We start from the raw sequence: 15,969 nt of genomic DNA, 5'->3' as shown, positions 1-15,969 counted from the left end.
TAAATTTTATGTCAATTACAGTGGAGACTGATTCTATGAAAATTTTAATAGATGAAAATATTGTTCATGGAAGAAAGCTATTTGAAGATTATGGAGAAGTTACTTTCAAACCAGGGAGAAATATAAAAGCCGAAGATCTAAAAAATATTGATGTATTACTTGTAAGATCAGTAACTAAAGTCGATGAAAATTTATTGCGGTATGCTAAAAAAATAAAATTTGTTGGAAGTTGTACGGCGGGTATTGATCATATTGATATAAATTACTTGATGAGTAAAAACATCGCCTTTTTTTCAGCACCTGGATCAAATAAAATAGCTGTTTCTGAATATGTCCTGGCAGTAATTATGTATTATGGAAAAAAATATAACTTCAATTTCACTGATAAAGTTATTGGGTTAGTTGGGATGGGTAATGTTGGTTCATATCTTTACGGTCTTTTAAAAACACTAAACTTAAATGTTCTTATTTGTGATCCTCTTATAGAAAAAAAAGGAGATCATAGAGAGTTTTGTGATATTGAATATATTTGTGAGAATGCTGATATTATAAGTCTTCATTGTTCTTTAATTCATGACACTAAATTTTCTTCATACCATTTATTTGATTTGAATCGTCTAAATAATCTTAAAGCAAATACAATTCTAATAAACGCTTCTAGAGGAGATGTAATTGACGAAGGTGCTTTCTTAGGTGGAGACATAAAAAACAAATTTCATTTAACTTTAGATGTTTTTGAAAACGAGCCCTTCATAAATAAAAAAATACTTTCTTATGTAGACTTATTTACTCCTCATATTGCGGGTTATTCAGTAGAGGGGAAAATTAAAGGTTCGTGGATGATTTATGATGATTTTTGCGGATATTTTGGTTACGATAAGAAATATGAATTTTGTGAGTTGTTGCCCACTGTTAAAAAAGATTTTTTTATTGATGGTGAAGTGAATAATAAAAAGATTATGCAATTAATTGAATTTGCGTATAATGTTGAAAAAGAAAGTTCAGATTTTTCAAAAACTCTTTGTATTACTAAATCTAAAAATGATATCGGTAAAGAGTTTGACCTTTTCAGAAAAAACTATGCTCAACGAAGGGAATTTAGTTCAATTTGTGTTAGGGGTTTAAAGAAAAGTCAAGATATAAATAAATTAAAGAAATTAGGGTTTACGGTATTAGAATATGACTAAAGAATATAATATTGCTATTTTAGGTGCTACTGGTGCTGTTGGTGAAATGATAATAGAGGTGTTAGAGGAAAGAAATTTCCCAGTACAAAATTTATTTTTGCTTGCATCTAAAAATAGTGCGGGAAAAACTCTACAGTTTAAAGGTAAGTCTATCAGAGTTGAAAATGTAGAAGAGTTTGATTGGAATAAAGCTGAAATTGCCATTTTTTCTGCCGGTGGTTCAGTTTCAGAAAAATGGGCACCCATTGCTGCTATGAATAACGTTGTGGTTATAGATAATACTTCTCAATTTCGATACGATGATCAAGTTCCCTTAATTATCCCTGAAGTAAATCCTGAAGATATGTCAGCATATACAAACAAAAATATTATAGCTAATCCCAATTGTTCTACTATACAAATGTTAGTTGCCTTAAAACCAATTTATGATTTATATGGGATAGACAAAATTAATGTTTCTACATATCAATCAGTTTCAGGAGCTGGAAAAAGTGCCATAAACGAATTAGCTGGTCAGACAGCAAATTTATTGAACTCAAAGGAACTAGAAAAAAATGTTTTTTCTGACCAAATTGCATTCAATTGTATTCCTCAAATCGATGTTTTTATGGAAAATGGGTATACCAAAGAAGAAATGAAAATGGTTTGGGAAACCAAAAAGATATTAAATGACTTTGAAATTTCTGTAAATGCAACTTGTGTTCGTGTTCCTGTTTTTTTTGGTCATTCAGAGTCAGTAAATATTGAAACGAACTATCCTTTTGATATAGAACAGGTTAAAGATTTAATGAGAGATTCGCAGTACATTAAATTTTTTGAAGATGATGAGTTCCCAACGCAAGTTACGCATGGAGCAAATCAAGACCTAGTTATGGTAGGTAGACTCAGAAAGGATTTAGATAATGAAAATGGATTAAACCTATGGGTAGTAGCAGATAACATTAGAAAGGGCGCTGCTACAAATAGTGTTCAAATAGCTGAGTTATTGATAAATCAATACCTTTAATAATTTATTTTATTTAATAGTAAGGTGAAAATTTTGGAATTTTTTATACAATTTTTAAACTGGATTAAATCATTATTTGAAGGGAACCATGATTTTATATCAATTACTTTATTAGGGATTTTGGTTATTTCCATTATTTTGATTATATTATTATTGCTTCTTCCAACGCGCTCAGCTGAAAATAATAAACAAAACAGAAAGGAAAAAAAAACGAACGAACAACATGTTATTCCTAGTATGCAACAAAATTTTGAGCCATCATTCGTGACCGAAGGCGTTAAGCAAGTTAATAATGAAAGATTAAAAAATAACGTCAATATTCATTTTGATAATCGAGAAGAGCTAATTGTGCCAGAAGTTTTTACTAATCAAAATTTATTTGATATAAATCAGAAGCATAGAAGCATTGTTCCTAATGATCAAAATACTGAAAATCAGAAAATATCTTTTGATGTTGGTGATATAAGTGAACAAAATGATGAAACATTTCCTTCTTTTTCTAGAAAAGGGAAAGATAAACATTATCCTGAAGCATCTTTTAATAAAAACAATAAAGATCAAAATACTGAAAATCAGAAAATATCTTTTGATGTTGGTGAGATAAGTGAACAAAATGATGAAACATTTCCTTCTTTTTCAGGAAAAAAGGAAGATGAACACTATCCTGAAGCACCTTTTAATAAAAACAATAATATCTCAGATATAAATAAAGATAGATCAAAGTATGATGTTCAAAAGGAACACAATATTGATATTTTTAATAAATCGAATTTATCAGATGCTAATGTAAAAACAGAACTTCATAACATAAAAAATGAAAAAGTAATACAAATTGATGACTTTCAATCCGATTTTACCCAAGCAGTTTCTTCAGAAGACGTAATTCTTAGCGATAATAAGAAAAATGAAAACTTTAAAAAAGTAAAAAACTCTTTATCAGATATTTTACCAAGCATACAAGCATGTGATGTTGACGATGATGGAGATATTTTACACTTGTTAGATTTGGCTAAAATGTACATTGAGTTAAAAGATAAAGGAGCTGCTGTTGAACTTTTATCAGATGTCATTAAATCTAATAATGACATCTATAAAAAGGAAGCATTGGACCTGCTAAAAAAAATAGATTGAAATTAATTGAGGTTTAATGATATCGTGTTTTGCTTATTTATATAATATGGTAAATCTATGCGTTATGCTTTAGGTATAGAATATGATGGAAGTACTTTCTGTGGTTTTCAAAAGCAAAAGCACTGTCGTTCAGTCCAAGAAGATTTAGAGCAAGCTATTTCTTTAATTGGAAATGAAAAAATAGAAGTATTTTGTGCTGGAAGAACCGATACAGGAGTCCACGCTACTTTTCAAGTGATTCATTTTGATTCAACATATTCTAGAAGTGCCAGATCATGGTCACTTGGTGTTAATAGTCACTTATCTCCTCATTGTTCTGTGAAATGGGCTCAAATTGTACCAGATAATTTTCATGCCAGATTTTCAGCTTTGAACAGGAGCTATGCCTATATAATCTACAATGGTGAACTGAGGCCATCTATTTGGAATAAAGGTTTTACTCATGTTCATGAAAAATTGGATGAAACTAAAATGCATGATGCATCACAACTTTTGTTAGGTGAAAATGACTTTAGTTCATTCAGAGCATCATCTTGCCAATCCAACTCTTCATTCAGAAATATACAGAAAATTTCTGTTAAGAGGCAAGGAGAATATGTGATTATTAACATTACGGCTAATGCTTTTTTACATCATATGGTTAGAAATATTGTTGGTAGTCTTATAGACGTAGGTAAAGGTTTACAGAAAATTGAATGGTTTAACTCATTACTTAGAGTTAAAGATAGAAACAAGGCAGGTGTTACTGCAAAGCCTAATGGATTATATTTGGTGGGAGTAGAATATCCTGAAGAATTTGGTATAAGTTCTGAATTAATTATTCCCTTAGGGTTTTCGTAATTATATAAAATGCTATATAATTGACGAATATATTAAATATTTAAAAAATAACAAAAAGGTCAATAATGAGCTGGCTTGAAAAAATTAAAAATAATATTGTATCTTCCAGAAAAGCATCAATTCCGGAAGGGGTTTGGACAAAATGTTCTTCATGTGAACAAGTACTGTATCAAGAAGATTTAGAAAAAAATTTATATGTATGCCCTAAATGTGGACATCATATGAGAATTAAAGCTCGTGACAGAATTACAAGTTTTCTCGATAAAGGAACTTTAAATGAATTAAATTCTGATCTTCAAGCCGTAGATGGCTTAAAATTTAGAGATACCAAGAAATATAAAGATCGCATTAGTTCCATGCAGAAATCAACCGGTGAAAAAGATGCTTTGTTAAGTTTTACAGGTAATTTAAATTCGCATCCAGTTGTTGTCTCTGCATTTGAGTTTAGTTTTATTGGCGGTTCAATGGGTTCTGTTGTAGGCGCTAAATTCGTTAAAGCTGCAGAATATGCTATAGAAAAAAGGTGTCCGTTTATATGTTTTTCAGCATCCGGTGGTGCAAGAATGCAAGAAGGAGTCGCTTCATTGATGCAAATGGCAAGAACAAGTGCAGTTCTTGAAAAATTGTCAAATGAAAATTTACCATTTATATCTGTTTTGACAGATCCAACTTATGGTGGTGTCTCTGCAAGTCTTGCCATGTTGGGAGATGTAATTATTGCTGAACCAAATGCCTTAATTGGTTTTGCTGGCAAACGTGTGATAGAAGATACTGTTAGAGAAACATTACCGGAAGGATTTCAAAAAAGTGAGTTCTTGCTTGAACATGGTGCAATAGACATGATTGTTTCAAGAAAAGATATGCGTACTAAAATTCATAATATTTTATCTAAGTTGATGGATTACTAGTTTTATATGAATAAATTCGATGCTATGAATTATAATGAGTGGCTGAGTTATATTCAAACCTTAACTGCAAGTGAAATTGATCTAGGTCTTGATAGAATTTCAGTTGTTTATAGAAAACTTTGTCTTCAACCGTTAGCAAAAAAAGTTGTTTTAGTGGGTGGAACCAATGGTAAGGGTTCCACTTGTGCTTTTTTAGAATCTGTTTTTTTAAATCTTGATAAAAAAGTAGCTGTTTATAGTTCACCTCATCTTGTTGATTTTAATGAACGACTTCGTATAAACGGTAAAAATATCACTAACGATTGTATGATTCGTGCCTTTAAAATTATTGAATCCCATAGAGCTGATGTTCCGCTTTCCTTTTTTGAATTCACTACATTATCAGCATTTTTGGTTATGAGTGAGCTTGATTTAGACTATGCCTTTGTTGAAGTGGGGTTAGGAGGTAGACTAGATGCCACAAATATACTTGATTCAGATTTATCTATTATCACGAATGTCTCGTTAGACCATACTGATTGGTTGGGTAATACCATTGAACAAATTGCTTTTGAAAAAGCCGGGATTATAAAAGAAAAATCTCCTGTAATTTTAGGAGAGCCTCTTTTGCCAAATATTATTAATGAGAGAGCAAAGGCTTTAGGTTGTGATATTTATCAAGCAGAAAGGGACTTTCATGGAAAATTAATTAATATGAATCAATTTGAATGGGAAACTCAGGACCGAAAGATTTTTTTCAGAGAACTACCCAAACTCCATCTTGAAAATGCCTATTCAGCTATAATGGCTTCAATAGTGCTTGCCCCTCAACTTCAAAACAAAGATATCATTAGAGGTATATTAAAAGCTCAATTACCTGGCCGTTTTCAGCTATTAAGAAAAACCCTGATGTTATTCTTGATGTGGCTCATAATCATAAATCAGCCTCTTTGTTAGCACAAAATATATCAAAATATAAAAAAAATGGAAAAACATATGCTCTTATAGGTATGCTAAAAGATAAAGATATAGAATCCGTTATTAATGAAATCAACCCACATGTCGACTTTTGGTTGCCGGTTTCGTTAAATTATGTTGATAGGGGAGCTAGCAAGCAAGAAATATCAAAGTTTTTACCGTCAAATAAAATGGTGAATATTACCTTAAATGATGGGAATATTTTTCAGAATTACACAGAGCTTACTCAAATGTGTAAGCCCGAAGATCTTATTATTTGTTTTGGTTCATTTTTCACAGTGGGTGATATTTTAAGATCTTTTTGATGTGTTTTAAATAAATCTTATAGAGGTATAATATGAACTGGATTGATTATACAATTATTTTTATAATTGCACTATCAATTGTATTTGCTGTTTTTAGAGGCTTTATTAGAGAAACTTTATCATTACTAACATGGGTACTGGCCTTTTATTTTGCATTTAAATATTATGATTTGATTTTACCTTATATGACAAGTATTGATAATCAAGCTTTAAAAACTTTTGTATCAATGGCTATTGTATTTTTTTGTATAATTTTTGTTGGGATGTTAATAGGATATGTACTAAAAAATTTTGTTGCTTCTTCAGGGCTATCAAGTATGGATTGTTTTTTGGGAGTAATATTTGGTATTGTTAGGGGTGTCCTATTTGTATCGATTTTAGTAATATTTGTTGACAAATTTGCTGATCTAGCTCATTCTTCCGACATTAAAAATTCAATATTATTACCACATTTTGATGGTATTATTAAATGGTTAGAAAATTTTTTTCACCAGTCAAGTGAACTGGGCTCAAACACAAAAAATTTGTAATAAGTGAGGAATATATTTCATGTGCGGTATAGTTGGAATTACTGGAAACACTCCGGTAAATCAATCTCTTTATGATGCTTTAATAGTTTTGCAACATCGTGGTCAAGATGCTGCTGGAATAATGACAATTGATAAAGGGTTCTTTAGATTGAGGAAGGCTAATGGATTAGTTTGTGATGTTTTCCAAGCGAAACATATGCAACGACTGCAGGGTAATATCGGAATTGGTCATGTTAGATATCCTACCGCAGGAAATTCCAGCGCAGCAGAATCACAGCCTTTTTATGTTAACTCTCCATATGGAATAAGCCTTGCTCACAATGGAAATTTGACTAATGCTTTGGAGCTTAAAAATTTATTATTAGACGAAGCTAAAAGACATGTGAATACAACTTCTGATTCTGAAATATTATTAAATGTTTTTGCCTATTTCTTAGAAAAAAGATCTGAAAATAAATTAGAGGCAACAGAAGTATTTGACGCCGTCACTGATTTAAACAAAGTTATAAAAGGTGCATATACAGTTGTATCATTAATTATTAATAAGGGCCTTGTTGCTTTTAGAGATCCATTTGGTATTAGACCATTATGTTTGGGTAAAAGAGAAGTTAACGGAGTTATCGAATATATGGTTGCTTCTGAGTCTGTGGCTCTTGATGCTGTTGGGTTTAATTTTGAGCGTGATGTTCAACCTGGTGAAGCGATATATATTGAAAATGATGGCACTTTCCATTCTAAAATATGCGCACCAAAAACTGAGTTATCCCCTTGTATTTTTGAGTATGTTTATTTTGCTAGACCTGATTCGGTTATAGATGGTATATCTGTATATAGCGCAAGAGTGAACATGGGTTATAAGCTAGGGGAGCATATTAAAGAGAAATTCAAAGATCTTGAAATAGATGTAGTCATACCTATTCCAGAGACATCTTGCGATAGTGCTTTAGCAATTGCACAGGTCTTAGATAAGCCATACCGTCAGGGTTTCGTCAAAAATAGATATGTTGGAAGGACATTTATAATGCCAGGCCAGCAATTAAGGAAGAAATCTGTGCGTCGAAAATTAAATGCCATTCAATCGGAGTTTAATAATAAAAATGTCCTTTTAGTTGATGATTCTATTGTAAGAGGAACAACATCTCAACAAATTATAGAAATGGCTAGAGAAGCAGGAGCCAAAAAAGTATATTTGGCTTCAGCTTCTCCAGAAATAAGATACCCAAATGTTTATGGTATAGATATGCCTAGTGCTAATGAATTAATTGCACACGATCGAAATCTTGATGAAATAAGTAATTTAATTGGTGCAGATGGTTTAATTTTTCAAAAGTTAAATGATTTGATTGAAGCGGTTAAAAATGAGAGTGATCATATAGAAAACTTTGAATGTTCAGTATTTAATGGAAATTATATAACAAATGATGTCACTAAAGATTATTTATCTTATATCGATCAATTAAGGAATGATGATTCGGTTCAACAAAAAGAGATTTCTATTAATTTAGCAAATATTGAACTTTATAATGAATCTAATTAAATATATTAATTTTTATGGATAACAATAAAAGCTTAGTAGGCATAGATATTTTGATAATTGAAGACGACAAGATTTTTGCAAAAATCTTGTCGGATTATTTAATTTCTATGGGAGCAAAGGTTAGGTTATCATATGATGGATTAGATGGACTTATTAAAATAAGAGAAAGTATTCCGAATATTTTAATCAGCGATCTTGCTATGCCTTTACTTGATGGTATTGAGATGACAGAAGAAGTATCTATTCAATACCCTATGTTGCCAGTTATAATTATTTCCGGAACTGATAACTTAAATAATGTGGCTACAGTTCTAAAGTTCGGTGTTAAAGATTTCTTTATAAAGCCTATCCGTGATTTGTCTAAACTTAGTGATGCTATCTTAGTAACTCTCGAGCGTTCATCTAATGATTTTGATGGAGCGTTATCTTGGCCAATTCTAAATGATATATCTGAATTAAAAGAATTAGAAAAACATGTTGATTATCTTAATGAACATCCAGATTTTGCAAATAATCTCATTAGAAATTTAATGCCTAAACATCAATCAAATTTTGGTAAAGTAAATTTTAATTTTAATTATTTACATACAGTTGACTCAATACCTCTTCTATATGACTATAATTGGCATCAAAACGGAGAAGTTTCATTTTTTATTACTATAATTACAGAAAAAAATTATTCAAATGTTTTAATTTCAAAATCTCTTTATAATTCTTTATCTAGAAATGAATCAGATTTACTTTCTGGAATAGATAAATTTATTGAGCAACAAAGCTTACATATTAAAACACTGAATGACTCTAAAAAATTCAAAACGGTTATTGGTTTTATAAACTTTCAATCTTATGAAGTAAAATTATTTTCTAATGGTATTAATTTTGAAACAAATGGTCTTAAGGAGTTGAGCAACATTAAGGCCAGTAGAGGATACATATATAGCAATCTTCAATTAAGACAAGATTTAAAAAACTGGTCTATGACATTTAACACAGGTGCAAAGCTGTGTAAAATTAATATTGAGCTAAATTAGAATATAAATTTGAGAACTTACTATGAACAAAAAAATTGATACTGCTGTTATACCTGTTGCAGGATTAGGTACAAGAATGCTCCCAGCAACTAAAGCAATTCCAAAAGAAATGTTACCAGTAGTTGATATTCCACTGATACAATATATTGTTGAAGAATGCTACGCCGCGGGTATCAGAAATATTATTTTTGTTACACATTCTTCAAAAAATGCAATTGAAGATCATTTCGACTTATCTTTTGAACTAGAAACTACTTTAGAGAAAAGAGTAAAAAGACAGATACTATCAGAAATACAGACAATAAAGCCTCAGGACTTAACAATTATGTCTGTAAGACAAGGTCACGCAAAGGGACTAGGGCATGCTATTTTGTGTGCTAAAAATTTGGTTAAAAATAACCCTTTTGCTGTTGTTTTACCAGACGTTTTAATCAATAAATATAATTGTGATTTGTTAAAAGAAAATTTATCGGAAATGGTATCTTTATATAATGCAAAGGGTATACCTCAAATAATGGTAGAACCAGTAGAGTATTCTGAAGTTGAAAAATATGGAATTGTGGGTCTAAATAATAATAGTAATTGTATTGTTAATGATTTAATTGAAAAGCCTCCAGTAGATAAGGCACCTTCAAATTTATCAATTGTTGGTAGATACATATTACCTGCTGAAATTTTAAACATTTTAGAACATACACCTGTCGGAGCTGGTGATGAAATTCAACTGACAGATGCTATTAAAGTGTTACTAACTACTCATGAAATACATGCATATAAATTGATAGGTAATAGTTTTGATTGTGGTGATAAAGCAGGATATTTTGCTGCAAATATAGAGTATGCTTTAAAACATCCTAGCTTGGGAAATAAATTTAAAAATGCTCTTCAAAATTCATTAAAAAATTCTTAATTTAATTATGCTCACGCATCTCGCACGCTAAGAGTGTATTTTCCAATAAAGATATAACAGTCATTGGACCAACCCCACCTGGAACTGGGGTTATGAATGATGCCTTTTTACTTGCCTCATCAAAATGAACGTCACCAGAAATTTTTCCATCTTCACCACGATTGATGCCAACATCTACAACTATGGCGTTTTCTTTAATCCAACTACCATTTATAAAGTTAGCTTTTCCGACGGCTGCAATTAATATATCAGCCTGCTCGACATATTTAGGTAAATCTTTAGTAAATCGATGACAAACGGTTACTGTTGCGCCACTTATTAGTAACTCAAGAGACATAGGTCTACCAACAATATTAGATGCACCAACAATTACAGCATGTTTTCCCTTTATAGGTATATTGTACCTGGTAAGTAAAGTTATAATTCCTTTTGGGGTACAAGATCTAAATAAGGGGTCCCTTAGAACTAGCCTACCCATATTATATGGATGAAAACCGTCAACATCCTTTTGTGGTGAGATTAATTCAACAACTTGATTGTAGTCAATATGAGCAGGTAATGGTGATTGAATTAATATACCATCAATATCATCGTCAGTATTTAAATCTTTAATGAGTTTTGTTATTTCATTATTACTAGTAGAACCCTTAAGAAAGTAAGATCTTGAAAGAATGCCTACTTTTTCACAAAGTTGTATTTTTTTATTAACATAAATTCTAGAAGCAGGATCATCTCCAACAAGAATTACAGCAAGACCTGGTTGTCTTAAACCATTTATTTTTCTTTCTTCGATTCTATTTTGAATTTCATTTTGGATACAAGATGAAATCATTGTACCACTGAGTAATTTTGCTGACATACCTTTTCCAAATAAATAAATAATTAACCATTATCTCAAATATTTAAAATCAATTCTATAAAATATAATTCGGTGTTTATTAACTAACTTTAATCAGAACAGCGAATGGTTTAATATTGAGCAGTTAATTTTTTTTTTAATAAAACTTATTGACGATATTTTTTTTATAAGTATAATTCATTTCATCTTTTAAAGATAATTCATTAAAAGCGCTCTTAGCTCAGCTGGATAGAGCACCTGCCTTCTAAGCAGGTGGTCGGAGGTTCGAATCCTCCAGGGCGCGCCATTCTCCTCAAGAAAATTTCATACTAAAGAGTTACTTTATTTTATAAATAAAAGGATTAAGAAAGTGTGGGAAATTGGAAAAATCAAGTCCAGTTATGGCATTAATTCCGGCGATTTATTACCTCTAACAACAACTGATATAGAAGTTAATATCGAAGGCGTGAACTATATTGTCAATCTACAAACCGATAATATGCAAGTTAAACATAATCCTAAAGTATCTTTGAAAGATCCATTTTTGCCTCCATACAACACAAATTTATTTGTTGAGAATATTGGTCCTGAACATGTCTGTTTACTGAATAAGTTCCCTATAAAAACTCCTCATTTATTGGTCTGTGCAACAAAATATATACCACAGACGACTGCTCTGAAATTAACTGATTTTAAAGCCTGGGTGAAGGGTATTAAAGGTCAAAATATTTTAGGCTTTTTTAATTCTGGACGTGCTGCTGGTTCAAGTCAATCTCATAGACACATGCAATTAATACAAACTGATTTGCCTCTTGAATCAGTTATTATAAACAATGCGCTGCCTTTTAAACATAATTTATTATTGTTAGATCAATTAAATGCAGAAGAACTTTACAGTCACTATTTGAGTGTTATGTCAGACTTTGATCTTTATACATCATCAACAGTAAATGGTTTTGTTGAGTGTTTTCCATATAATATACTTTTAACAGAAAGATGGATGTTATTAATTCCAAGATATAAAAATGAAGTTTATTCAATGAAAGGACATGGAGTAAATTTTGTTGGAAGGTTTTTAGTAAACTCGATGGAACAGTTCGAGTGGTTGAAAGAGTATGGTTTTATGAATTTTTTAATTCAGTGTGGATTTTCTAAGTAAAAAAATTAACCCACTTTTCAATATTAAGTCTTGTTACTAAGGTTTGATATTTTATCTTTATTTAAATTATGTTAGTATTACAACCTATTTATTTAAGTAAATTACACAAATATTTTACCTGAACAGGTTATTAGAGGTTAAAAATGCAAGTAACTATGGAAACAACTGAAGGGCTAGAACGTCAATTAAAAATCACTGTTCCGTCTGAAATTATTGAAAAAACGATTGTTAGTGAATTAAAGAAAATTTCAAAAAACAAACAATTTGATGGATTTAGGAAAGGCAAAGCACCTTTATCAATGGTTTCTAGAATGTACGAATCTTCAGTAAGACAAGATGTTTTAAACGAATTGATGCAAAAACATTTTTTTGATGCAATTATGCAAGAAAAATTAAACCCTGCTGGAGCACCAACGTTTACTCCTGAAGAAATAAAAAAAGATTCTGATTTAGTATTTAAAGCAACATTTGAAGTTTATCCTGAAGTTACAATTTCTGGACTAGATAAAATAAAAGTAGAAAAGCCAACTTGTAGCATAAGTGATTCTGACATAGATGAAATGATTGAAACTCTTCAAAAACAACAAAGCTCATGGAAAGAGTCTAATGATAAGGTTGACCATAATTCAAAAGTAAAAATAAATTTTGAAGGTAAAATTGATGGTGAAGTTTTTGATGGAGGAAAAGCAGAGAGTTTTGAATTAGAAATGGGCCAAGGAAAAATGATACCTGGATTTGAAGACGGCATTGTCGGACATATTAAAGGTGATAAGTTTGATGTTGAAACTCAATTTCCAGAAGATTATCATGCAGAGAACCTTAAAGGAAAAACAGCAGTATTTTCAATTGAAGTATTAGATGTTCTGACGAGGGAACTTCCTAAATTAGACGATGATTTTGCTTTAAAGTTTGGTATTAAAGAAGGTGGTATTGCTGCACTGAAAACTGAAATTGAAAAAAACATGAACCGAGAACTGAAGCAAACTATAAAAAATAAAATTAAAGACATGGCTCTTAATGGTTTACTTGAAAATAATGAAATCGATATTCCTAAAGCCCTAATTGATCAAGAAATAGAAGTTCTAAAAAAGCAAGCTTTGCAACAATTCGGAGGTAATATGAAAAATACTCCTGAACTTCCAAATGAAATTTTTTCAGAGCAAGCTAAGAAAAGAGTCAGTATTGGTTTACTTTTAGGTGAGTTTATTAAGCAGGAAAAAATTGAAGCAGATGATACGAAAACAAAAGAATTAATTGCTGATATAGCGTCCGCTTATGAAGACCCAAGTGAAGTAATTGAATATTATAATAAAGATGAAAAAATATTTAATAATATGAAAAATCTTGCATTAGAAGAAGAAGCTATTGATAAAATTCTATCATCAGCTCAAATAACTGAAAAAGAATTTAGTTTCAATGAGTTAATGAAAAAATAAACGTGATATTGATTGGTATAAATCTTTTTTTTGAGTTTATACCTAAATTCAATTTAGATATAATGATTCGAAGAATAAACTCGAATCATTAATTTTTTAAGGATAATTATGAATAAAGTCAATGAGAATTTTCCAGAAATGGGTGCATTGGTCCCAATGGTTGTAGAGCAAACCTCCAGAGGCGAGCGTTCTTATGATATATATTCGCGACTTCTGAAAGATCGTGTTATATTCTTAACTGGTCAAGTAGAAGATCATATGGCTAATTTGGTTGTTGCGCAATTGCTTTTTTTAGAATCTGAAAACCCTGAAAAAGACATCTATTTATATATTAACTCTCCTGGCGGATCAGTAACCGCTGGTATGTCTATTTATGATACTATGCAGTTCATCAAACCAAATGTTAGTACCGTATGTATGGGACAAGCCGCTTCAATGGGTGCGTTTCTTCTTGCAGGAGGAGAAAAGGGTAAAAGATATGTATTACCAAACTCCAGAGTCATGATTCATCAACCGCTTGGAGGATTTCAAGGACAAGCTTCTGATATTCAGATACATGCGCAAGAAATACTATCTATTAAACATAAATTAAATAAATTGTTAGCTGAGCATACTGGTCAAACTTTAGATGTGATTGAGAAAGATACTGACAGAGATAACTTTCTATCAGCCCAAGAGTCAGTAGAGTATGGTTTAGTTGATTCAATTTTGACACGCCGTGTTTAAAAAATATGAATCTTTTAAGTTGATAGTATAAAATAATATAACTACATAAAAAAACAAGAGGCTTTTAATGACAGATCTTCCTAAAGATAATAACGGTAAATTGCTTTATTGTTCCTTTTGTGGGAAAAGTCAGCATGAGGTAAAAAAATTAATAGCTGGACCATCAGTATATATTTGTGATGAATGTGTTGACTTGTGTAATGATATTATTAGAGAAGAAATTAAAGAAAAAAGCTCTGAAGACTACTCAAATAATAAATTACCAACACCAAAAGAAATTAGAGAAAATCTTGATGAATATGTAATTGGTCAAGAACACGCTAAAAAAGTGCTTTCCGTAGCAGTATATAATCACTATAAACGTTTGAAAAATCTTAAACATGATGGTAGCAATGATGTTGAATTGGGTAAGAGTAATATTTTATTTATTGGCCCTACCGGAAGTGGTAAAACACTTTTAGCAGAAACACTAGCTAGAATGTTAGATGTACCTTTCACAATTGCTGATGCAACTACATTAACTGAGGCAGGTTATGTGGGTGAAGATGTAGAAAACATTATTCAAAAGCTACTTCAAAAATGTGATTATGATGTTAAAAAAGCTGAAAGAGGCATCGTATATGTTGATGAAATAGATAAAATATCGAAAAAATCGGATAACCCTTCAATTACTAGAGATGTTTCTGGTGAAGGAGTTCAGCAAGCTCTTTTAAAACTTATCGAGGGAACAGTAGCATCAGTTCCACCACAAGGTGGAAGAAAGCATCCTCAACAAGAATTCTTACAAGTTGATACCTCAAAAATATTGTTTATTTGTGGTGGTGCATTTGCTGGGTTAGATAAAGTAATTGACAATAGGCTTTCCACATCTTCAGGTATTGGTTTTTCCGCAACGGTAAAAATTAAAGATAAAAATTCGAGTGAGAGTCAAATACTAGAAAAAGTAGAGCCGGAAGATCTAATTAAATTTGGCTTAATACCAGAGTTTATTGGTAGGCTACCTGTTACTGCGGTCCTAAATGAATTGGATTTAGAGGCGCTTGTTCAAATCTTGACGGAACCAAAGAATTCACTCACCAAACAATATAAAACTTTATTTAGTTTAGAAGGTGTCGAATTAGAATTTAGAGATGATGCTATCAATGCAATAGCTAAGAAAGCTCTCGAAAGAAAAACTGGTGCTAGGGGATTGCGCTCGATTATTGAAAGTATTTTATTAGATACTATGTATGATTTGCCCTCTGAAGAAAATGTGTCTAAAGTTGTTATCGATTCATCTGTTGTGAGTGGTGAGTCTAACCCCTACAAAATATACGAAAATGTTGATGATCAAAGTGTGATATGAAATCATAACGTATTTTTTTAAAAAACCAAAAAGTTGAGAGTTTTATTCTCAACTTTTTTTGTTTCTATATTGAAAAAATGAAAATAGGCACAATATTATAACTAATTAGATTTTAAAAAGTAG

At 30.9% G+C, this 15,969-nt stretch carries 15 protein-coding genes, 1 tRNA gene and 1 pseudogene; 16 read left to right on the top strand and 1 reads right to left on the bottom strand.

What is annotated here, in order from left to right; translation table 11 throughout:
- Positions 1-35 precede the first annotated feature (35 nt).
- The 11 genes and pseudogenes from CF386_RS00910 to galU all read left to right on the top strand — a co-directional run bounded on the left by CF386_RS00910 (position 36) and on the right by galU (position 10,342).
- On the top strand, positions 36-1,187 hold the full coding sequence (locus tag CF386_RS00910) for a 4-phosphoerythronate dehydrogenase (protein ID WP_158522264.1): 1,152 nt from the start codon (positions 36-38) through the stop codon (positions 1,185-1,187).
- The gene (locus CF386_RS00905; protein ID WP_089072654.1) at positions 1,180-2,193 is read left to right on the top strand and encodes an aspartate-semialdehyde dehydrogenase; all 1,014 of its coding nucleotides are present in this window, start codon (positions 1,180-1,182) and stop codon (positions 2,191-2,193) included. The genes CF386_RS00910 and CF386_RS00905 overlap by 8 nt, the downstream gene beginning before the upstream one ends.
- A gap of 33 nt (positions 2,194-2,226) precedes the next feature.
- The gene (locus CF386_RS00900; RefSeq protein ID WP_089072653.1) at positions 2,227-3,324 is read left to right on the top strand and encodes a FimV/HubP family polar landmark protein; all 1,098 of its coding nucleotides are present in this window, start codon (positions 2,227-2,229) and stop codon (positions 3,322-3,324) included.
- Between the two features lie 57 nt (positions 3,325-3,381).
- Positions 3,382-4,164, top strand: coding sequence for a tRNA pseudouridine(38-40) synthase TruA (truA, locus tag CF386_RS00895; RefSeq protein WP_089072652.1), 783 nt, complete (start codon positions 3,382-3,384; stop codon positions 4,162-4,164).
- Positions 4,165-4,229: 65 nt separating this feature from the next.
- Positions 4,230-5,069 (top strand): annotated as a pseudogene (gene accD, locus CF386_RS00890) (acetyl-CoA carboxylase, carboxyltransferase subunit beta); the annotation flags it as partial.
- 9 nt (positions 5,070-5,078) lie between these two features.
- Entirely contained in the window at positions 5,079-6,008 is a 930-nt protein-coding gene (locus CF386_RS00885; protein ID WP_089072650.1) for a bifunctional folylpolyglutamate synthase/dihydrofolate synthase, read from the top strand.
- On the top strand, positions 6,002-6,334 hold the full coding sequence (locus tag CF386_RS00880) for a glutamate ligase domain-containing protein (RefSeq protein ID WP_089072649.1): 333 nt from the start codon (positions 6,002-6,004) through the stop codon (positions 6,332-6,334). Before CF386_RS00885 ends, CF386_RS00880 begins: the two co-directional genes overlap by 7 nt.
- Before the next feature lie 32 nt (positions 6,335-6,366).
- Positions 6,367-6,864: a CvpA family protein gene (locus CF386_RS00875; protein ID WP_089072648.1), complete on the top strand. Its 498-nt coding sequence runs from the start codon at positions 6,367-6,369 to the stop codon at positions 6,862-6,864.
- 19 nt (positions 6,865-6,883) lie between these two features.
- Positions 6,884-8,401 carry an amidophosphoribosyltransferase gene (gene purF / locus CF386_RS00870; RefSeq protein ID WP_089072647.1) on the top strand — a complete coding sequence of 506 codons (1,518 nt, stop codon included), beginning with the start codon at positions 6,884-6,886 and terminating at the stop codon, positions 8,399-8,401.
- A 14-nt stretch (positions 8,402-8,415) separates the two neighbouring features.
- Positions 8,416-9,432, top strand: coding sequence for a response regulator (locus CF386_RS00865; protein WP_089072646.1), 1,017 nt, complete (start codon positions 8,416-8,418; stop codon positions 9,430-9,432).
- Between the two features lie 22 nt (positions 9,433-9,454).
- A complete protein-coding gene (gene galU / locus CF386_RS00860; RefSeq protein WP_089072645.1) occupies positions 9,455-10,342 on the top strand; it encodes a UTP--glucose-1-phosphate uridylyltransferase GalU in 888 nt (295 codons plus the stop codon).
- A gap of 1 nt (position 10,343) precedes the next feature.
- Here galU and folD read toward each other — a convergent pair whose 3' ends face one another.
- Entirely contained in the window at positions 10,344-11,201 is an 858-nt protein-coding gene (gene folD, locus CF386_RS00855; RefSeq protein ID WP_089072644.1) for a bifunctional methylenetetrahydrofolate dehydrogenase/methenyltetrahydrofolate cyclohydrolase FolD, read from the bottom strand.
- Between the two features lie 209 nt (positions 11,202-11,410).
- Between folD and CF386_RS00850 the strand changes: the two genes are divergently transcribed.
- From CF386_RS00850 to clpX, 5 genes are all read left to right on the top strand, one after another.
- Positions 11,411-11,487, top strand: a tRNA-Arg gene (locus CF386_RS00850).
- A gap of 63 nt (positions 11,488-11,550) precedes the next feature.
- The gene (locus CF386_RS00845) at positions 11,551-12,339 is read left to right on the top strand and encodes an ATP adenylyltransferase family protein (RefSeq protein WP_089072643.1); all 789 of its coding nucleotides are present in this window, start codon (positions 11,551-11,553) and stop codon (positions 12,337-12,339) included.
- Between the two features lie 143 nt (positions 12,340-12,482).
- A complete protein-coding gene (tig, locus tag CF386_RS00840) occupies positions 12,483-13,775 on the top strand; it encodes a trigger factor (protein ID WP_089072642.1) in 1,293 nt (430 codons plus the stop codon).
- A gap of 108 nt (positions 13,776-13,883) precedes the next feature.
- Positions 13,884-14,501, top strand: a complete 618-nt coding sequence (gene clpP / locus CF386_RS00835) for an ATP-dependent Clp endopeptidase proteolytic subunit ClpP (protein WP_192867709.1) — start codon at positions 13,884-13,886, stop codon at positions 14,499-14,501.
- Positions 14,502-14,568: 67 nt separating this feature from the next.
- Positions 14,569-15,846 carry an ATP-dependent protease ATP-binding subunit ClpX gene (clpX, locus tag CF386_RS00830; RefSeq protein WP_089072641.1) on the top strand — a complete coding sequence of 426 codons (1,278 nt, stop codon included), beginning with the start codon at positions 14,569-14,571 and terminating at the stop codon, positions 15,844-15,846.
- Positions 15,847-15,969: the final 123 nt, after the last annotated feature.

The organism is Paraphotobacterium marinum, from assembly GCF_002216855.1.
Classification (GTDB): Bacteria; Pseudomonadota; Gammaproteobacteria; order Enterobacterales; family Vibrionaceae; genus Paraphotobacterium; species Paraphotobacterium marinum.
The sequence above is the reverse complement of the archived record's forward strand: the minus strand, read 5'-3'. Positions and strand labels throughout refer to the sequence as shown.